Origin of the sequence: Nocardioides cavernaquae, from assembly GCF_003600895.1 — a bacterium.
Taxonomy (GTDB): domain Bacteria; phylum Actinomycetota; class Actinomycetes; order Propionibacteriales; family Nocardioidaceae; genus Nocardioides; species Nocardioides cavernaquae.
Genome location: NZ_QYRP01000002.1, coordinates 1,247,241 through 1,266,361, shown reverse-complemented (window position 1 = coordinate 1,266,361; position 19,121 = coordinate 1,247,241). Strand labels below are relative to the sequence as shown.

17 protein-coding genes are annotated in these 19,121 nt (G+C 71.1%); 8 read left to right on the top strand and 9 right to left on the bottom strand.

Going from position 1 to position 19,121, the window contains the following annotated elements; genetic code table 11:
• Positions 1-12 precede the first annotated feature (12 nt).
• The gene (locus D4739_RS06225) at positions 13-438 is read left to right on the top strand and encodes a cupredoxin domain-containing protein (protein WP_120059762.1); all 426 of its coding nucleotides are present in this window, start codon (positions 13-15) and stop codon (positions 436-438) included.
• A gap of 1 nt (position 439) precedes the next feature.
• Here D4739_RS06225 and D4739_RS06220 read toward each other — a convergent pair whose 3' ends face one another.
• Complete coding sequence (locus D4739_RS06220) at positions 440-1,306, bottom strand: Fpg/Nei family DNA glycosylase (RefSeq protein WP_120059761.1); 867 nt, start codon at positions 1,304-1,306, stop codon at positions 440-442.
• 54 nt (positions 1,307-1,360) lie between these two features.
• On the opposite strand from D4739_RS06220, the gene D4739_RS06215 reads away from it, so the two are divergent.
• Positions 1,361-1,693, top strand: coding sequence for a rhodanese-like domain-containing protein (locus tag D4739_RS06215; RefSeq protein WP_120059760.1), 333 nt, complete (start codon positions 1,361-1,363; stop codon positions 1,691-1,693).
• A gap of 101 nt (positions 1,694-1,794) precedes the next feature.
• Here D4739_RS06215 and aat read toward each other — a convergent pair whose 3' ends face one another.
• On the bottom strand, positions 1,795-2,484 hold the full coding sequence (gene aat / locus D4739_RS06210) for a leucyl/phenylalanyl-tRNA--protein transferase (protein WP_238473541.1): 690 nt from the start codon (positions 2,482-2,484) through the stop codon (positions 1,795-1,797).
• A 44-nt stretch (positions 2,485-2,528) separates the two neighbouring features.
• Between aat and D4739_RS06205 the strand changes: the two genes are divergently transcribed.
• Positions 2,529-3,200, top strand: coding sequence for an EcsC family protein (locus D4739_RS06205; protein ID WP_238473540.1), 672 nt, complete (start codon positions 2,529-2,531; stop codon positions 3,198-3,200).
• A 65-nt stretch (positions 3,201-3,265) separates the two neighbouring features.
• Here D4739_RS06205 and D4739_RS06200 read toward each other — a convergent pair whose 3' ends face one another.
• From D4739_RS06200 to D4739_RS06185, 4 genes are read right to left on the bottom strand one after another with little or no spacing between them, the layout of a single operon-like run.
• Complete coding sequence (locus D4739_RS06200; protein ID WP_120059757.1) at positions 3,266-4,492, bottom strand: hypothetical protein; 1,227 nt, start codon at positions 4,490-4,492, stop codon at positions 3,266-3,268.
• Positions 4,489-5,589, bottom strand: a complete 1,101-nt coding sequence (locus tag D4739_RS06195; protein ID WP_120059756.1) for a hypothetical protein — start codon at positions 5,587-5,589, stop codon at positions 4,489-4,491. The genes D4739_RS06200 and D4739_RS06195 overlap by 4 nt, the downstream gene beginning before the upstream one ends.
• Positions 5,586-7,652: an acetyl/propionyl/methylcrotonyl-CoA carboxylase subunit alpha gene (locus tag D4739_RS06190; RefSeq protein ID WP_120059755.1), complete on the bottom strand. Its 2,067-nt coding sequence runs from the start codon at positions 7,650-7,652 to the stop codon at positions 5,586-5,588. Before D4739_RS06190 ends, D4739_RS06195 begins: the two co-directional genes overlap by 4 nt.
• 2 nt (positions 7,653-7,654) lie before the next feature.
• On the bottom strand, positions 7,655-9,217 hold the full coding sequence (locus tag D4739_RS06185; protein WP_182920329.1) for a carboxyl transferase domain-containing protein: 1,563 nt from the start codon (positions 9,215-9,217) through the stop codon (positions 7,655-7,657).
• 78 nt (positions 9,218-9,295) lie between these two features.
• Between D4739_RS06185 and D4739_RS06180 the strand changes: the two genes are divergently transcribed.
• Entirely contained in the window at positions 9,296-9,859 is a 564-nt protein-coding gene (locus D4739_RS06180; RefSeq protein WP_120059753.1) for a TetR/AcrR family transcriptional regulator, read from the top strand.
• 167 nt (positions 9,860-10,026) lie between these two features.
• Positions 10,027-10,617 carry a class I SAM-dependent methyltransferase gene (locus D4739_RS06175; RefSeq protein ID WP_120059752.1) on the top strand — a complete coding sequence of 197 codons (591 nt, stop codon included), beginning with the start codon at positions 10,027-10,029 and terminating at the stop codon, positions 10,615-10,617.
• On the opposite strand, the gene D4739_RS06170 is transcribed toward D4739_RS06175, so the two are convergent.
• Together D4739_RS06170 and D4739_RS06165 are read right to left on the bottom strand one after the other, a co-directional pair.
• Positions 10,605-11,276 carry an SWIM zinc finger family protein gene (locus tag D4739_RS06170; protein ID WP_120059751.1) on the bottom strand — a complete coding sequence of 224 codons (672 nt, stop codon included), beginning with the start codon at positions 11,274-11,276 and terminating at the stop codon, positions 10,605-10,607. The two genes, D4739_RS06175 and D4739_RS06170, sit on opposite strands and share 13 nt — an antisense overlap.
• Positions 11,273-14,047 (bottom strand): DEAD/DEAH box helicase, encoded by a 2,775-nt coding sequence (locus D4739_RS06165; RefSeq protein WP_120059750.1) that lies wholly within the window; start codon positions 14,045-14,047, stop codon positions 11,273-11,275. Before D4739_RS06165 ends, D4739_RS06170 begins: the two co-directional genes overlap by 4 nt.
• Positions 14,048-14,152: 105 nt before the next feature.
• Here D4739_RS06165 and D4739_RS06160 point away from each other — a divergent pair, with 105 nt between their 5' ends.
• The 3 genes from D4739_RS06160 (at position 14,153) to D4739_RS06150 (ending at position 16,993) form a co-directional block, all read left to right on the top strand.
• Positions 14,153-14,638 carry a glutathione peroxidase gene (locus D4739_RS06160; RefSeq protein ID WP_120059749.1) on the top strand — a complete coding sequence of 162 codons (486 nt, stop codon included), beginning with the start codon at positions 14,153-14,155 and terminating at the stop codon, positions 14,636-14,638.
• 85 nt (positions 14,639-14,723) lie between these two features.
• The gene (locus D4739_RS06155; protein WP_120059748.1) at positions 14,724-16,301 is read left to right on the top strand and encodes a DHA2 family efflux MFS transporter permease subunit; all 1,578 of its coding nucleotides are present in this window, start codon (positions 14,724-14,726) and stop codon (positions 16,299-16,301) included.
• A 140-nt stretch (positions 16,302-16,441) separates the two neighbouring features.
• Positions 16,442-16,993: a DUF6328 family protein gene (locus tag D4739_RS06150; protein WP_120059747.1), complete on the top strand. Its 552-nt coding sequence runs from the start codon at positions 16,442-16,444 to the stop codon at positions 16,991-16,993.
• On the opposite strand, the gene D4739_RS06145 is transcribed toward D4739_RS06150, so the two are convergent.
• The gene (locus D4739_RS06145; RefSeq protein ID WP_120059746.1) at positions 16,938-19,061 is read right to left on the bottom strand and encodes a RecQ family ATP-dependent DNA helicase; all 2,124 of its coding nucleotides are present in this window, start codon (positions 19,059-19,061) and stop codon (positions 16,938-16,940) included. The two genes, D4739_RS06150 and D4739_RS06145, sit on opposite strands and share 56 nt — an antisense overlap.
• Positions 19,062-19,121: the final 60 nt, after the last annotated feature.

Genomic DNA, 19,121 nt, shown 5'->3' with positions numbered 1-19,121 from the left:
AAGGATCACCCCATGCGCATGACCCTCCCCGCAGCCCTGTTCGCTGCCCCCGTCGCCGCTGTGCTCGCCCTGACCGGGTGCGCCACCAGCACCGAGACGGCTCCTGAGCCCACCGAGTCAATGGCCTCCGCGCCGACCACCTCCGGCTCGCCCACAAGCTCGGCGCCCGCCGTCAGCTCGCAGGTGATCGAGGTGACCGTCAAGGACGGCAAGGTCTCCCCGTCGGGCACGACCGAGCGGGTGGAGGTGGGCCGGACCATCACCCTCCGCGTCACCGCTGACTCCTCCGGTGAGCTCCACGTGCACTCCGATCCGGAGCACTCGCTGGACTACAAGGCGGGCGTCACCACACTCGACTTCACGATCAACCGTCCCGGTGTCGTCGAGGTCGAGGACCACCACACCGACGCGCTGGTGGTGAACCTCGAGGCACGCTGAGCTACTTCAGGAGCCTGCTCATCCGGCGGTCGGCCAGCGGCCGGCCGCCGGTCTGGCAGGTGGCGCAGTACTGCAGTGACGAGTCCGCGAACGACACCTCACGCACGGCGTCACCGCAGACCGGGCAGGGCTGACCGGTGCGGCCGTGGACGGCCATGTTGGTCTTCTTCTCGCCCTTGAGCTCGGATGCCGCCAGGCCGCGCGAGCGATCGACGGCGTCACCGAGCGTGTCGCGGATCGCGTTGTAGAGAGTGGCCAGCTCGGCTTCGTCGAGGCTGCTGGCCGGCTTGAAGGGGCTCATCCGGGCGGCATGCAGGATCTCGTCGGAGTACGCGTTGCCGATGCCCGCGATCGTGCCCTGGTGGCGCAGCACGCCCTTGAGCTGCTTGCGGCCCTCTGACTCGAGGATGCCGGCGAGCATCGCCGGCGTGAACTCGTCAGCGAGCGGGTCGGGACCGAGACTCGCTATGCCGGGCACGTCGAGCGGGTCCCGCACGACGTACAGGGCGAGGCTCTTCTTCGTGCCGGCCTCGGTGATGTCGAGACATGTCTCGTTGTCGAGGACGATGCGTGCCGCGAGCGGTGACTTGCCGTTGGGTCTGGCGGGAGCAGCCGGGACCTGGTCCTTCCAGCGCACCCAGCCGGCACGGGCCAGGTGGAGGCAGAGGTGCAGCCCGCCGACGCTGATGTCGAGGAACTTGCCGTGCCGCGTCACGTCGTCGACGAACGTGCCCTCGAGTGCCTGGAGCGGCGGGTCGAAGGTCTTCAGCGCCATGAATGCGGCGAGGTCGATCCGCACGATGGCGCGGCCGTCCAGTCGCCCCTTCAGGTCGAGGGCGAGGGCTTCCACCTCGGGCAGCTCAGGCACGGACCCATCCTAGAAGCGCCGCTTGCCGGATGGCACGGTCCTTAGGATGGGGGCATGCGCGTTCCCACCGTCTCGATCGACCAGGTCCCCCACCCGCTGCCGTCCGGGCTTCCGGTCCTGGATGTGCGCGAGCAGATCGAGTGGGACCACGGACACATCGAGGGCGCGCTGCACATCCCGATGTCGCAGCTCGTCGACCGCCTCGATGAGGTGCCGACGGAGCAGACGCTGGTCGTCTGCAAGGTCGGCGGCCGCTCCGCGCAGGTCACCGCATGGCTGGCGCAGCAGGGTCGCGAGGTCGTCAACCTCGATGGCGGCATGCTCGACTGGGAGGCCGCCGGGCGCCCGATGGTGAGCGAGAACGGCGTGCCTCCGCAGGTGGTCTGACCCCACGCCGACCCGACCGCCGACCCGCCAACACCAAGCAGGCGAGGAACTCACCCCGGCGGCGCGTGCGCACCGCACCGATGGCCGCAACGCTGCGCGGCTCAGGTCCGGTGAAACGCGGCCGGTAGCGGCAGGGTGAGCGCCTGGCGCAGCCGGTCGAGATACTCGCGCCTCGGGATCTCCACCACTCCCAGCGACGCCAGGTGGTCGGTGCGCCACTGGACGTCGAGCAACCGCCGCTCGGCATGGCCGTCGGCCAGGAGTCCCACCAGGCCCACGAGCGCAGCCTTCGACGCATCACGCCGCCGGTGGAACATCGACTCCCCGGCGAAGAGCCCGCCGATCGCGATGCCATAGAGACCGCCCTCGAGTGATCCCTCGTGCCACGCCTCGACCGAGTGTGCCCAGCCCAGCTCGTGCAGGACCCCATAAGCATGCTGGATCTCCTCGTCGATCCAGCCGCCATCGCGAGCGGGATCCGCGCACGCGGAGATCACTTCGGAGAACGCCGTGTCCACCCGGATCTCATAGTCGCGGAACGACCGGCGCAGCGACTTGGAGACCTTGAGTCCGCCAAGCGGGAGTACGCCGCGTCGTACCGGAGAGAACCATCCGGTCGGGTCGTCGTCGAGCGGCATCGGGAACAGCCCCGCCCGGTATGCCGCGAGCAGGGTGCCCGGCGCCAGGTCGGCCCCGATCGCGATCAGGTCGTCGTCGATGCCTCGGGGGTCGGGAAAGTGCCACGGCGAGACGGGGGGCTCGACCGGCGGCAACTCCTGGGGCGGGGGCACATTGCTGATCGTAGAAGCCGGAGCGTCTGCCTAGGATGACCGCCATGGGACTCGGAAGCATCGTCGGCCGTCGCCTCGCCCCGCGTGTGCAGAAGCTCGCGCCGCAGGCGGCACACAACTTCGTGCGTGAGGCGATGGTCAAGGCCATCACCGGGGTCGGGCCGCTGCGGCCCGTCCGCGTGAGCGCGGAGAAGCAGCTGAAGGACGAGAAGGGCGACGTCGACGGGGCGATCCGGGACGTCGTGCGACTGCACGTCGCCTACGCGAGCGCGCAGGGCTTCCTGACCAACCTCGGCGGCCTCATGACCGCACTGGCGGCGGTCCCCGCCAACATCACCGGCCTGACGCTGGTGCAGGTGCGCATGATCGCCGCGATCGCCCACCTTCACGGCCACGACCTCGACGACCCGCGCGTCCGCGCTGCCGTGGTCACCTCCCTCCTCGGCGAGGAGACGGTCCGCAAGGCGGTCAAGAAGGGCCGCCTTCCCGCGAGCCCGCTCGGTCTGGCCACCCACGAGGCCTACGACCCGGCGATCGAGAAGGCCGTCAACACGGAGGTCGCGACCGAGCTGATCACCCGGGTCGCCGGCAAGCGCCTCGCGACCACCGTCGGCAAGCGGATCCCGGTGCTCGGCGGCGTCGTCGGCATGACCGCTGACGGCTACGCCACCTGGCAGCTCGGTCGCTACGCCGCGACGGAGTTCAAGAAGGCCTGACCCGGCTGGTCAGATCCGGCCGGTCAGATCCGGCTGGTCAGATCCGGCTGGTCAGATCCGGCTGGTCAGATCCGGGGCGAGCGCCGCTGCTTGTGGCGCTCGATCGCCTTGCGGCCCCACTTGCGGCCGGCCGCATAGCGGTAGACCCGCCCCTTCACCCGCTGCTTGAACCCGCGCGAGCTGTCGAGAGCGGCGTTGGCGGCGGCAAGCTCCAGACGCAGTTGCGCCTCGACCTCGCGCTGCCGGGCACCTTCGACCAGGAGCGCGGTGATCGCCTCGACGGCGGCGCTCGCCACCTGGCGTTCCTTGGGGTGGTCCGGGTCGGCGTACTCAGCGGTGAGCGGGGCCGGGGACAGGTCGTCGAAGGAACCCACGACTCCGTAGCCGCGGGAACGGAGCTCGGTGATCCAGGTCGTGGCGAGCTCGTCAGCCCACGACCACACGTGCGGCGGGACCGAGAGGCGCGGCGAGCCGGAACGGAGCGCGAGCGTCTGGTGCCCGAGCAGCTCGCGGACCAGCGGGCGGTAGTCGGCCGGCGGGACGACGGCGTTGGCGCGGCGGTTGATCCGGCGCATCAGCGCGGTCTCGGGCACGCCCATCGAGGGGTTGGCGCGCTCGGTGTGGAGGTCGTAGCGGTAACGGTCCAGGCCGAAGGCCTCGACGAACCGCTCCCAGAGCAGGTCGCGCGGCGCACCCGAGGGGGGCACCGTGACGAGGGTGACCAGCGACGGGTCGATGTCGGCAGCCCAGCGCGAGAGGATGTCGGGGACGTCCTGTGCACCCCAGAACCACGGCGCCACCTTGCCGGGGCGATCGGGGTGCTGGATCTGGTCGAGGAACTTGGAGTAGCGCAGCGTGCGCCGGTGCTTGACGTTCTCCTGCCACTCCGCGGGGATCTGGCGGACCAGGTCGCGGACGGAGAGCACGACGCGGACCTCACGCTCGGGGTGGCCCAGCGACTCGAGCGCGCGGCGGATGTCCCCACGCTGGGCGGTCGCCAGGATCTCGTGGCTGATGATCACCGTGCCCTCCCAGGCACGGGCCTTCTCGGCCAGCTCCGCCCAGGCGCCGACCGCCTGCTTCTCCAGTCCGCCCCACGGCAGTCGCATCAGGTCGAGAGCGGCGAGGAACTGTCCGTCGAACCGCTCCGCCGGATAGAGCAACCCCTGCGCCGCAAGGCGGTCACGGTTCCGGAAGAGCACGTCCTGGAGGTACGACGTGCCGGTCTTGGGGGTGCCGACGTGCAGCAGGATCGGGCCCTTGGTGGGCCCGGTCGGACGAGCGTCGGTCACAGGTTCTCCTCGCGGGTGCCGAGCAGGGTGCTCACAGCGACATCCAGGACCGTCGACCGCCCGGCCGCGTCCCGCTCGGGGTCGCGCTCGGCAGGGTTGACGGGCACCACATGGCCCGGATCGCCGTGCAGAGCGTAGCCACCGGAACGGATCGCGTCGCGCATCCGCTCCCCGCGCGCGTGCAACCACGCGTGGCCCGCGGCGTCGAGACGGGGCGGCGGACCGGACGTGGCAGCCACCATCGGCCAGAGCACCTGGTCGATGAGACGCCGATGGGTCTGCTCGTCGCGGAGGATGCGCAGGACCGCGTTGACCTCGCGCACGAGGTCGTGAGCCGATGCCACCGGCACGGGGTACGCCGCGGCGAAGGGCTTGCGCCTGATGCCGTGGACCAGCCCCGGACCGAAGACCAGGTGCACGCGGTCAGGGCCGACCCGGGCGGCCCAGCGCTCGGCGATCGCGGCGGCGTTCGTCCGCGGCGGCAGGCGGTCGCGGCCGCGCATGGCGGCCACGAATCCGGACCACGTCTGCGTGGAGCCGTCACGGACCCGGCCGGCCCACACGTCAGCCAGCCCGCGATCCAGCTCGTCGGCAAGGACGACGACCTTGCCCGGGCGAGCCGGCGGCCTGGCCGGGAGCGCGTTGGTGGCAAGGGTGGCGGCGACCGCGAGCGGTGGGCCGAGCACGACGATGCCGCGGCGCTTCGCGGTCGGCTCGTGAACGGCGCCGGGGTCGTGCTCGGTGACGATGTCCGCGAGGACACCGACGGCGACCCGCACCAGCTCGGAGTCGGAGACTGCCGAAGGATCGACCGGACGCGCGTCGAGCAGCGAACGGACCTGCTGCCCGCGTCCGGGCGACCCGGCGACGAGGACCCGATCGATCAGGTCGCCGTGCGCCCGGCCGGTGCGGTGACCGGCGCCCTGGTTGAGCCGCCGCGCGAGCTCCAGCTGGGCGACGCCGGGCAGCTCCACCGACGAACCGGGGGCTGCCGCGTCGTCGGGGAAGTCGAGCCAGGGAGTGCTGCCACCCTGTCGGAGGTGCTGGACCCAGGCACGGGCCCGGGCCGGAGTCACCGGGTGGTCGGCACGGGTCATGCCGAGGATTCTGCCCCATCCACGTGGAAGAGCCGGGCCCCGAGCACGACCTGCGCGCCCGTCTCGGTCTCGACGGCGGCCACGGTCCCGTCGTACGGCGCGGTGAGGGTGAGCTCCATCTTCATCGCCTCCATCACTCCGAGCACCTGGCCGGCGACCACGACGTCACCCTCCCGCACGCGCACGTCGAGCACGGTGCCCGGCATCGGCGCGAGCACGCTCCCGTCGCTCGCGTCGGCGATGTGGTCGCGGTGGGCACCCGGCCGGTCGAACCCGAACCGGTGACCGTTGCCGACCACTTCGATCTCGTCGCTCCCGAGCCGGACGTGGGCGACCTGGCGCTCGCCGCCCGACTGGACGCCGCGGTCCTCGAGGTGGTGTGCGGCCAGGGTGAACTCGACGCGGTGGATCTCCGGGGTGAGTTGCTGGCGCTCGATCTCGCGGAAGGTGAATCCGCTCGCCCGTGCCGAGCGCTCGGTCACCTCAGTCAGCCAGGTCTCGCCGTACTTGATCGGAGCCGGCGCCCCACCGTCGCGCCATCCGTCCGGTGCGAGCGGCCCCGGCGTCGACTCGACCGCGACGCGGTGCTCGATCCACGCTGCGGCGACCTGGGCCCCCTCGTGCACCATCGGGTCGTGGATCTCGGTGCGGTCCAGCCAGGCGGTGTCGATCGCCGCGTCACGGAAAGCATCCGAGGCGGCGAGCTCGCGCAGGAACCCGACGTTGGTGATCAGCCCGAAGATCGCGGTGTCGCCCAGAGCGGTCACGAGGACCCGGCGGGCCTGCTCGCGGTCGGGGCCGACGGCGATCACCTTGCCCAGCATCGGGTCGAAGCTCGTGCTGACGACCTGACCCGACTCCAGCGCGTGGTCCACCCGAACCCCCGCCCCAACCCCCGCCGAAAGGCCAGCTCTGGTGCGCCGAAAGGTCAGGTCTGGTGCGCCGAGAGGTCGATCCCGGCCCGGCCAGGCGACGTACGACGCGGTGCCGGCCTGTGGCAGGAACCCGTGCCACGCGTCCTCGGCATAGACCCGTGCCTCGATCGCATGCCCGGCCACGGTCACGTCGCTCTGCGCGAACCCGAGGGTCTCGCCTGCTGCGATGTGGAGCTGCAGCTCGACGAGGTCGATGCGCTCGCCGCGGACCCGGATCACCTCCTCGGTGACCGGGTGCTCGACCTGGAGGCGGGTGTTCATCTCCAGGAAGTACGCCTCGCCCGTGGCGTCGTCGAGCAGGAACTCGACAGTGCCCGCGCCGGTGTAGCCGACTGACTGGGCCAGCGCGACCGCGCTGCGGGTGACGAGCGCCCGCTGCTCGGCCGAGAGCGTCGGGGCCGGGGCCTCCTCGAGGACCTTCTGGTGGCGCCGCTGCGTGGAGCAGTCGCGCTCGAAGAGGTGCACCACGTTGCCGTGGGTGTCACCGAAGACCTGGACCTCGATGTGGCGTCCGCGCTCGACGTACTTCTCCAGCAGGAGGGTGTCGTCGCCGAACGCCTTGGCGGCTTCGCGGGCCGCGGCCGCCTGTGCTTCGGCGAGCTCGTCGGCCGAGCGCACGACACGCATGCCCTTGCCGCCGCCGCCCGCGGCCGCCTTCACGAGCACCGGGAAGTCGGCCGCCTCGAGGGCGTCGTCGGCCGTCCAGTTCGGGACCACGGGGACACCCGCGGCACTGGCGATCTCGCGGGCCCGGTCCTTGCGGCCCATCGCATCCATGACCTCGCCGGTGGGGCCGACGAAGGCGACACCCGCCTCGGCGAGAGCGCGCGGCAGGTCGGCCCGTTCGGAGAGGAAGCCGTAGCCGGGGTGGACCGCCACCGAGGGCGCCGCACCCGGAAGGCCTGTGGAGAACGGGTCCGCGCTGTGGGTGGCCGCAGCAACGATGGCAGCGACGTCCAGATAGCTGGGGATCCACACCGCGCGGTCCGCCTCGCGCACGTGGATGGCCTCGGCATCGGCGTCCGTGTAGACGGCAACGGTGCGCAGGCCGAGCGCGCGGGCCGAGCGGATGACCCGGCGGGCGATCTCGCCGCGGTTGGCGACGAGGAGGGTTTCGAAGGCAGTCATGGTCACATCCGGAAGACGCCGTAGGAGGGGCTGGCGACCGGCGCGTGCGCCGCCGCCTCGAGCGCGATGCCGAGCACCCGGCGGGTGTCCGCGGGGTCGATCACTCCGTCGTCCCAGAGCCGGGCGGTGGAGTAGTAGGGCGAGCCCTGCTCGTCGTACGACGCGCGGATCGGGTCCTTGAACGCCTCCTCCTCGTCACTCGACCAGGAGCCGCCCGAGCCCTCGATGCCGTCGCGCTTGACGGTCGCGAGGACCGATGCCGCCTGCTCGCCACCCATCACCGAGATGCGCGCGTTGGGCCACATCCACAGGAAGCGCGGGTCGTAGGCGCGCCCGCACATGCCGTAGTTGCCCGCACCGAAGCTCCCGCCGATCACGACGGTGAACTTCGGTACGACGGAGCACGCGACCGCCGTGACCAGCTTGGCGCCGTCGCGGGCGATCCCGCGGTTCTCGTACTCCCGACCGACCATGAAACCGGTGATGTTCTGCAGGAAGAGCAGCGGGATGCCGCGCTGGTTGCACAGCTCGACGAAGTGGGCGCCCTTGAGCGCCGACTCGCTGAACAGGATGCCGTTGTTGGCCACGATGCCGATCGGGTGGCCCTCGATGTGCGCGAACCCGGTCACGAGCGTCTCGCCGTAGAGCTTCTTGAACTCCTGGAAGCGGCTGCCGTCGACGAGTCGGCGGATCACCTCGCGCACGTCGTAGGGCGTGCGGGTGTCGCCGGGCACCACGTCGTACAAGGTGTCGGGGGCGAGCAGCGGCTCCTCGCCCGGACGCACCTCCCACGGGGCCTCGGGCTCGGGCCGGAAGGTGTCGACGATGGCGCGGAGGATGTCGAGCGCGTGGGCGTCATCGTCGGCGAGGTGGTCGACGACTCCGGAGGTGCGGGCGTGGACGTCACCGCCGCCGAGCTCCTCGGCAGTCACGACCTCACCGGTCGCGGCCTTCACCAGCGGCGGGCCGCCGAGGAAGATCGTGCCCTGGTTGCGCACGATGACCGTCTCGTCGGACATGGCCGGGATGTAGGCGCCGCCGGCGGTGCACGAGCCCATGACGGCAGCGATCTGGGGGACGCCGCGCGCGCTCATGGTGGCCTGGTTGAAGAAGATCCGGCCGAAGTGCTCGCGGTCGGGGAACACCTCGTCCTGGAGCGGGAGAAACCCGCCGCCGGAGTCGACCAGGGCGATGGCGGGCAGGTTGTTCTGCTCGGCGATGGCCTGCGCGCGCAGGTGCTTCTTGACCGTCATCGGGTAGTACGTGCCGCCCTTGACCGTCGCGTCGTTGGCGATGACCACGCAGAGGCGACCGTTGATCCGCCCCATGCCGGTCACGATGCCCGCGCCGGGTGCGTCGTCGCCGTACATCCCGTTGGCCGCGAGTGGGCTGAACTCGAGGAAGGGGCTGCCCGGGTCGAGCAACCGGTCGACCCGGTCGCGGACCAGGAGCTTGCCCCGCTCGGTGTGCTTCAGACGAGCGCGCTCGGATCCGCCGGCACCGCCGGCGCGCACGGCAGCGAGCCGCTCCCGCAGCTCGATGGTGACTTCCCGCAGTCCTGCCACGACATCCTCCAGTGGTTAACGTTCATTAACTCGCCCTCAAGGTTAGCGGTCATTAACCGGAGCGGCTAGCGTGTGCGCATGGCCGGCACACGACGCGACGAAATCCTCGGCATCGCCGCGGAGCTCTTTGCTGCACGCGGGTTCCACGGTGTCTCCGTCGCCGAGCTCGGCGCCGCCTGCGGCATGAGCGGCCCCGCGCTCTACAAGCACTTCGCCGGCAAGGACGCCCTGCTGGCCGAGATGCTGGTCTCCACGAGCGAGGAGCTGCTCGCGGTGGGCCGGGTGCGCGTCCGCGAGGCCGCGGGCGCCGCCGAAGCCGTCTCCGCCCTCGTGGACTGGCACATCTCCTTCGCCCTCGAGCACCGGTCGATGATCGTGATCCAGGACCGCGACTGGTCGGCACTGCCCGACGAGGCGCGCGAGCAGGTCCGCACCCTCCAGCGGAAGTACGTCGACCTCTGGTCGCGCGCCTTGCGCGCCGTCCATCAGGACCTCAAGCCGCTCGAGGCCAAGGCGCGCGTCCACGCCGCCTTCGGCCTGCTGAACTCCACCCCGCACAGCGCGCTGATCCCGGACGGCCGGATGCGCTCGATGCTGCACGAAATGGCCCTCGCGGCCCTGTGGATAACCGCCGACGCCTGATCGGGAAATTTCCTAGCGTCGAGACATGCGAACTCTCGGACGGCCCCACCCCCTCCTTGCCCCTCTGCTGACGCTCGTCGTCTGCCTGGTCGTCGGCCTCCTCGTCACCGGATGTGGCAGCGGCTGACGCCACGACAGCCGGGCCCTGCGTCCGCAAGACTGGCGCCATGACCGATGCATCCGGCGCTCGCTGGTTCGACGAGTGGACCCCCGAGCAGCGCAGCGAGTACGCCGACCGGTTCCGCAAGCTTGCCGCTGACGGGGTCGACATCGACGGCGAGGCACGCATGGTCGACGCCCTCGCTGGCCGCAACAGTCGCGTGCTCGACGCCGGGTGCGGCACGGGCCGCGTCGCGGCGTACCTCGCAGGGCAGGGGCACCGGGCCGCCGGCGTCGACATCGACCCTGTGCTGATCAAGGCCGGGCGCCAGCAGTACCCGGGCCTGCCCCTGCAGTGCCTCGACCTGGTCCAGGTGAGCCCCAACCTCGGGCACTTCGACGTGATCGTCAGCGCGGGCAACGTGATGGTCTATCTCGAGCCGGGGACCGAGCGGGCCGTCCTCGCTGCCCTCGCCTCGGTGCTGGTGCCGGGCGGCCGGGCGATCTTCGGCTTCGCGACCGACCGCGACTACACGGTCGCCGACCTCGACCGGGACGCCACCGCGACGGGCTGGGCGCTCGAGAGCCGATGGGCGACCTGGCAGCTCGACCCGTTCACTCCCGACGCCGACTGGGCGGTCTCGGTCTATCGCTCCTGATCCGGGTCGACGCGGCTCAGCAGGTACGCCGCGAAACGGGCCGCGTCCTCGGCTGCATCGAGGTCGGGCTCCGCGGTGACCTGCCCGCCGGCATCACCCGCACGGTCCGCTGGACCAACGCGGTCGGCCAGCTGTGCCAGCAGCTCCTCGCGCGGCACGCCGTGCAGCGCGAGGAGCACCAGCGGATCGGCCTCGCTCAGCCACGCCACCTGAGTCAGCAAGGCGATCGCGTGACCGCACGGCTGCACCCAGGCGTCGCACGTGCACGAGCTCGCGAACGAGGACGGGATCAGCTCGACCCCCGCCTCCTCCAGGTGGTCGGCGAGTCCCTCGGGAAGGTCACCGGAGAGCAGCGCCGCGATCCGGCCCGCCTCGGCGCCGACGACCTCGACCAACGCGTCCCGCTCCGCCGCCGCCAGGATTGGCAACACCACCGAAGCAGTGACCGATCCCCCTTCCGGCACCGCCAGCGAAGCGACCAGCCGCCCCGGCTCGACCAGGATCCCGCCCACGACACCGGCGCGCGCCAGCCTGCGGCCCGCACGCAGGTCCCCCTCGCCGTACGCCGACTCCTCGACGCTGCGCAGCCAGGCCCGCCCCCACCAGGTGGTCGCCCGAGCCCCTCCACGACGCGGCGCGAACGGAGCGTGACGGCTCACGAGCGTTCCCGCCGCAGCTCGACCAGGTCGCGCAGCTCCGCGTCGGACAGCTCCGTCAGCGCGGTCTCCCCGCCCGACATGACGGCCTCGGCGAGCGCCCGCTTGCCGGCCAACAGCTCCGCGATGCGCTCCTCGATGGTGCCCTCGGCGACGATCCGGTGCACCTGCACCGGCCGGGTCTGGCCAATCCGGTAGGCACGGTCGGTCGCCTGGTCCTCGACCGCGGGGTTCCACCACCGGTCGACGTGGACGACGTGGTCGGCCCTGGTCAGGTTGAGTCCGGTGCCACCGGCCTTGAGCGACAGGATGAAGACCGGCGTGTCTCCGGCCTGGAACTCCCGCACCATCCGCTCACGATCGCCGACCGACGACGCCCCGTGCAGGAAGAGGTGCGGCACTCCGAGCCGGACGAGATGCGCCTCGAGCAGGCGCCCCATCGCGACGTACTGGGTGAAGAGGAGGACGGCGCCATCTTCGGCGAGGATCGTGCCGAGCAGCTCGTCGAGCAGGTCGAACTTCTCCGAACGACCGCCGAGCCTGGGGTTGGACTGGCGCAGGTAGTGCGCCGGGTGGTTGCAGATCTGCTTGAGGCCGGTGAGCATCGCGAGGATCAGGCCGCGCCGTGACTCCGGATCGGCCCGCTCGATGCGCTCCATGGACTCGCGGACCAGGGCTTCGTAGAGGACCGTCTGCTCGCGGGTCAGCCCGACCAGGTGGTCGGTCTCGGTCTTGGGCGGGAGCTCGGGCGCGATGCCCGGGTCGGACTTCTTGCGCCGGAGGACGAACGGACCCACGAGATCCGCGAAACGCCGCGTGACGTCGGGATCGACGCCCGACTCGATCGGCTGCGCCCAGGCCTTGCGGAACGCCATCCGGCTGCCCAGGAGGCCAGGAGTCGCCCAGTCGAGGATCGCCCACAGCTCGGTGAGCTCGTTCTCGATCGGGGTGCCGGTCAGTGCCACCCGAGCCGTCGACGGCACGGCGCGCAGTGCGCGTGCGGTCGAGGTCGCGGCGTTCTTGACGTGCTGGGCCTCATCGGCAACCACGAGGTCCCAGTCGACCTCGGCCAGCTCGGACGCCGAGCGGCGCAGCGTGCCGTAGGTGGTCAGCACGAAGCCACTGGACACCTCGTCAAGCGATCGCCCGCCCCCGTGAAAGCGGCGCACGGGAACACCGGGCGCGAAGCGTCGTACCTCGGCCTCCCAGTTGCCGAGCAGCGACGTCGGGCAGACGACGAGGGTGGGCCCGCCGCCCGGCACCGTGGCCCGGTGCAGGTGGAGGGCGATCACCTGGATGGTCTTGCCCAGGCCCATGTCGTCGGCGAGACAGGCGCCCAGCCCGAGCGAGGTCAGCTCTGCGAGCCAGGTCAGGCCGTGGCGCTGGTAGTCACGCAAGGTCGCCTCGAGCCCCGCCGGCACGGGGATCGGATCACGCGTGGCCGCCGTCCGCAGCTGCGAACGCACCCGCTCCAGCGAGGCACCGACGACCACCCCGACCTTCGTGTCGTCCACGACCAGCGTCGCGGTCAGGGCCGCGGCGACCGCCTGGGGCGCTGTCACGGTGCGGACAAGGCGCTTCTTCGCCTTCTTCGCCAGCTCGGGATCGACGATGAGCCACTGGTCACGCAGCCGGATGACCGGAGCCGCGGCGTGCGCGAGCTGGTCCATCTCGTCGTCGCTGAGCGGCTCGCCGGCGAGCGAGATCCGCCAGTTGAACTCGAACAGCGACGACGGCCCGAAGAGCCCGTCCTGCAGCGCCTCCTCCTGCCGGCCGCCCGCCCCGCGGGCGCCAGCACCGGGCCGGGCCTGCTCCAGCACCGTCGAGGCCGTGAGGTCACGCCCGAGGGCCTTGGGCCAGAGGACGTCGACACCCATCGCGCGCAGGGCTCCGACCCCGGAGTCGAGGAGGCTCACCAGCTCGTCGGTGTCGAGGGTGATCTCGTCGGGGACCCGCAGCTCCTGGAGCCGCTCGAGCACCGGCCATGCCTCGGCGGCGGCACGCAGGGCCAGGGACGCGTGCGTGCGCGCACGCCCGCCGAAGCCGCTCGTCTCGGGGTCGGTCCACAGTAGTGCCGCGTCGCACAGGTGCAGTGGGTTGCGCTCGTCGTGCACCTGAAGGACAAGGCGTACGCCGCCGGCCACGAGCTCTTCCTCGGCGGCCTCGACCCGGAGCGAGAGGTTGACCAGGTTGGGTCGGTCATCGGGGATCGGGACCCCGTCGGCGCGGAGGCGGGCGAGCCGATCCTGCAGCCGGTCCTGGAAGTCCTGGCGTTCGCCATTGCGGGTGCTGACCGACCTGCGGGCGCCGATGGGCCGGACCGCACCCGGCTGCTTCGCGGCGGCCGACGTCGCGCCCGGCGTCGGCGGCGTGCGTGGCATGGCATCGACGACCGCCGCGATCACGCGCCTCGCCAGTCCCTCGGCGGTCGCCGCGTCGAGCTGCTCGTTGGCCCGCGCGGCCGCGAGCTGCTCGAGCCGGTCCAGGTCGGCGGCAGCGAGCTCGGCGGGCTGCCACCACGGGCCGTCCGGCGACGGCTCGAACTTGCCGTCGGCGACCAGCCGCATCGCCAGGAGCACGGCGCCTGCGAGCAGGCCGACACTCGGGTGCGCGTCCTCGGCGGTGCGGGCGCGCGTGAGCACCGGGAGCGCCGCGCGCATCGGGAGCTCGACCGTGCGGCCGCCCCGCGGGCCGGCGCTGAAGGTGATCACGCTGTCTCGTGGCGGTTCGGCGAGCCGGAAGGTGGCCGGGCCGGTCACGGGGACAAAGCTCACTGCGACTCCCCTGACTCGTCGCCGGCGGGCGGCTGGATCGGACTGCGAACCTAACCCGGGAACCTAACGCGAGGAACCGACAAGACATTCACGTAGGCTCGACGCATGAGCATTCTCGAGGACCCCATCGCCCTCCTGGACGGCACGCCGACGACCCTCGGCGACATCATGGCCGGGCGTGCAGCCCTGCTGGTGAACGTCGCCTCGAAGTGCGGACTCACCTCGCAGTACTCCGCGCTCGAGGACCTGCACGAGAAGTACACCGCGCGCGGCTTCACCGTCATCGGCTTCCCGTGCAACCAGTTCGGTGGCCAGGAGCCGGGCACCTCGGAGGAGATCGCGGAGTTCTGCTCCGCGACGTACGGCGTGACGTTCCCGCTGACCGGGAAGGTCGAGGTCAACGGCCACGATCGCCACCCGATCTACAAGGCGCTGACCCACGTGCCCAACGAGCAGGGCGAAGCCGGCGACATCCGCTGGAACTTCGAGAAGTTCCTCGTCGCTCACGACGGTGCGGTCATCGCGCGCTTCAGCCCGACCGTCGTGCCCGACGACCCGCAGCTGATCGCGGCGCTCGAAGCCCTCGTCTGACCCAGCTCGCTGTGGCCCGGTCCACACCAGCCGGTGACCAGAAGTCGGATGTACTTGTCAGTGGTCGCGCCTAGCATTGGTTGGCGTGACCACAGACCTCACCCAAGACCCGCCCGCCGAGTCCGGCCCGGCCTCTGACGCGCTGCCCCCGGGCACGTTCCTCGTCGCCGGTGTCGTCGTTCTCGGCGCCATCATGTCCATCCTCGACATCACCGTCGTGTCGGTGGCCCTGCAGACGTTCCAGACGACGTTCAACGCCACCTCGGCGCAGGTGGCCTGGACGATGACCGGCTACACACTCGCGCTGGCCGCGGTGATCCCGCTGACCGGCTGGGCGGCCGACCGCTTCGGCACCAAGCGCCTGTTCATCCTCGCGGTCCTGCTGTTCACGCTTGGCTCGGCACTGTGTGCATCGGCACCCAACCTGGAGACCCTCGTGGGCTTCCGCGTGCTCCAGGGCCTGGGCGGCGGCATGCTGATGCCGCTCGGCATGACGATCATGACCCACAAGGCTGGCCCACAGAACGTCGGTCGCGTCATGGCCATCCTCGGCATCCCGATGATGCTCGGCCCGATCTGTGGACCGATCCTCGGCGGCTGGCTCGTCGACAGCGCCAGCTGGCACTGGATCTTCCTGGTCAACGTCCCGATCGGCGTCCTCACGATCATCTACGCCTCGATGGTGCTCCCCAAGGACGACGTCGAGCCGTCGGAGACCTTCGACTTCCTCGGCATGCTGCTGCTCTCCCCCGGCCTCGCGACGCTGCTCTACGGCGTCTCCTCGATCCCCGGCGCGAAGCAGGAGCACGGCACCATCTGGACCACCGAGGTCGTGGCGTTCACCATCATCGGCGCACTCCTCGTCGCGGCGTTCGTGCCGTGGGCGCTCAACCGCAGGAACAAGCACCCGCTGATCGACCTGCACCTCTTCCGCGACCGACAGATGACCGTTGCGGTCGTGGCGATGGCCCTGTTCGCCATGGCGTTCTTCGGTGCCGGCCTGCTCTTCCCGTTGTACTTCCAGCAGGTGCTCGGCGAGAACGCCCTCGGCTCCGGTCTCCTGCTGATCCCGCAGGGCCTCGGTGCTGTCCTGACCATGCCGATCGCGGGCGTGCTCTCCGACAAGATCGGTCCCGGCAAGGTGGTCCTCACCGGCATCGTGCTCGACACGATCGGCCTGGCGTTCTTCATCAACATCGGGGCTGACCCGTCGACGCTGCGCATCCTCGCGGGCCTCTTCATCATGGGCCTGGGCATGGGTTGCACGATGATGCCGATGTTCAGCGCGGCCCTGGCCACGCTGAGGCACGAGCACATCGCCCGGGGCTCGACCCTGCTCAACGTGACCCAGCAGGTCGCGGCGTCGATCGGCACGGCGATCTTCGCGGTCATCCTGACCAACGGCTTCGTCGCGCGTGAAGAGGCGGTGACGCTCATGGGGCTGGGCGAGGAGGTCGCCAGGGCCGGTGGCCCCGAGCGCGCGGACCCGTCACTGCTCCAGCAGCTGGTGGCCGCGACCCCGGACGGCCTCGTCGCGTTCGGCGAGGCGTTCGGCTCGGTCTTCCTGGTCGGCACGATCCTCGTGGGGCTCTGCTTCATCCCGGCGCTGTTCCTGCCGCGCCACAAGGTCGCCCCGCTCGACCCCGCGGCGATGATCCACTGACCGACGCGGTCAGCGCACACGACGGAGGCTCCCGGGTTCGCACCCGGGAGCCTCCCTCCCTTTGGCGCGATGAACACACGGTGAACAGAAGGTGTCCAATGCCTTCCGTTGGCCCCACGTCCTGCCCTACGGTCGGCCTCATGGGGAAGAGCACCAAGGCGGCGAAGCCGGCACACGCGTCGCGACTCGACCGCGAGCTCAACGAGCTGCTCCAGGAGCTGCGCGTCGTTCAGGGCGGCATCCTGCTGATGATCGGCTTCCTGCTGGTGATCGCCTTCAGCGCGGCATTCCAGGAGGTGACGACCTTCCAGAAGGTCGCCTACTACCTGACGGTGCTCGTCACGGGGATCTCCGCGATCGTCGTTGTCGCGCCCGTCGTCCACCACCGGCTCGCCTTCCGCAAGCACGACAAGGAACGCATCGTCGTGCGGGGCAACCACCAGGTGCTTGCCTCCGTCGGCCTGGTTGCCCTGTCGATCCTCGGCATCCTGACCCTGCTGACCGACTTCCTCTTCGGTCTGATGCTGACCATCGTGATCGACGTGCTGTACGTCGGGCTGGTGTCGATCTTCTGGGTCGTGCTGCCGATCACCTCGATCCGCCGGGCGGCCCGCGAGCACGCCGAGGAGGCTCGGCTCAGCTCTGTGCCGCCAGCACCAGCGGCAGCACCTGCGCAGCGCCGGAGCTCCTGAGGGCGCGCGCTGCGAGCGTGAGGGTCCAGCCACTGACGACCATGTCATCCACGAGCAGGACCCGGGCGCCCTCGGGCACCTCACCCTCGAGCGCATAGCGCCGCCCGACGGCCGCCACCCGCTGCGCGGAGTTGGCGGCGCCCCGACCCGGCTGCACCGACGGGTCCGTGATCGACCAGCGCCCCACGATCGGGACCTTGAGGAACCGCGAGAGTCCATCGGCCAGGTCGCGCACCAGAGCGGGGCGCGTCGCGGAGTCGACATAGACGATGACGTCCACGGAGGGGCGCCACTCCTGCAGGACCGCCACCATCGCCTGGATCAGCGGCATGGGCACGGGACCGTCGGGACTGGTCTCGCGGAAGAGCTCGCGGAGCTGCTGGCCGTGGCCGAGGTCGGTGAGACGGGCGATGGCCCGTCCCTCGTCGGCGCCGTCGTTGATCCGGCCCTTCAGCTCGATGCCGAGATTGGCCAGCGCCGTCGGCCACATGCGCCTCGGCGCAACCACCACGCCCGGGCGCTCCAGCGCAGCCCGCGCGTCCGAGGCAGCCGACTCGGAGATGGCCGCGTCGACAGGCAGCCCGCCGCAGTTGTCACAGCGGCCGCACCGCTCGGGCGCCTCGTCATCGAGCTGGCCACGCAGGTAGGCCATGCGGCAGCCCTCGTGGGTCAGGTAGTCGAGCATCGCGCGCTGCTCGCGCTCGCGCGCCTCCGCGACGCGCGCGTAGCGCTCCGCGTCGTAGGCCCAGGGTTGCCCGGTGGCCTCCCATCCACCCGACACCCGACGCACCGCGCCATCGACGTCGAGCACCTTCAGCATCGTCTCGAGCCGGTTGCGGTTGAGGTCCACGTAGGTCTCCAGCGCCGCCGTGGACACCGGGCGTCCGGCGTCGGCCAGCGCGGCCAACGTGTCCCGCACGAGCTGCTCGCGCGGGAAGGCGAGCGAGGCGAAGTAGGCCCAGATGTCACGGTCCTCGATGCCCGGCAGCAAGACCACCACGGCGTCATCGGTGCCACGACCGGCACGGCCGACCTGCTGGTAGTAGCTGACCGGCGACGACGGCGCCCCCAGGTTGATGACGAAGCCAAGGGTCGCGTCGAAGCCCATGCCTAGGGCGCTGGTCGCGATCAGTGCCTTCACCCGGCCGGCGGCGAGGTCGCCTTCGAGCGCCTCGCGCTCGGTGGTCTCCGTCTGCCCGGAGTACGCCGCGACGACATGCCCGCGGTCGCGCAGGAACGCCGCGACCTCCTGGGTGGCCGCAACCGTGAGGCAGTAGACGATGCCCGAGCCGGGCAGCTGGCCGAGGTGATCGGCGAGCCAGGCCAGGCGCTGGTCGGCCGTGGGCAGCCGCACGACGCCGAGCCGGAGCGACTCGCGATCGAGGCTGCCCCGGAGCACGAGGACATCACCGAGGCTCCCGGCAGCGACGTCGGGCGGCGCCAGCTGCTCGGCGACGTCGCGGGTGACGCGCGCGTTGGCCGTGGCGGTCGTCGCGAGCACGGGGATGCCCGGACGCAGCTCGGAGAGCATCGAGCGGATCCGGCGGTAGTCCGGCCGGAAGTCGTGACCCCAGTCGGAGATGCAGTGCGCCTCGTCGACCACGAGCAGACCGGTAGTGGCCGCGAGCCGGGGCAGCACCTCGTCGCGGAACCCGGGGTTGTTGAGCCGCTCGGGACTCACCAGCAGGACGTCGACCTTGCCCGCGGCGATGTCCGCCTCGATGCGGGTCCAGTCCTCCGGGTTGGTGGAGTTGATCGTCACGGCATGGATGCCGGCGCGGTCGGCCGCGGCGATCTGGTTGCGCATCAACGCGAGCAACGGGCTGACGATCACCGTCGGGCCGGCCCCCTCGGCACGCAGCAGAGCGGTGGCCACGAAGTAGACCGCGGACTTGCCCCACCCGGTGCGCTGCACGACGAGGGCACGGCGGCGGTCGACCGCGAGGGCCTCGATCGCCGTCCACTGGTCCTCGCGCAGCACGGCGTCATCACGTCCCACGAGCGCGCGCAGGGACGCCTCGGCCCGGGCGCGGGCTGCGGTGCGGTCGGTCACGGTGGCGCTGCTCATGCCGACCTGTCTACCAGCCGGCACCGACCACGCGCGCTGTGCCCTCCACAGGCGGGACCA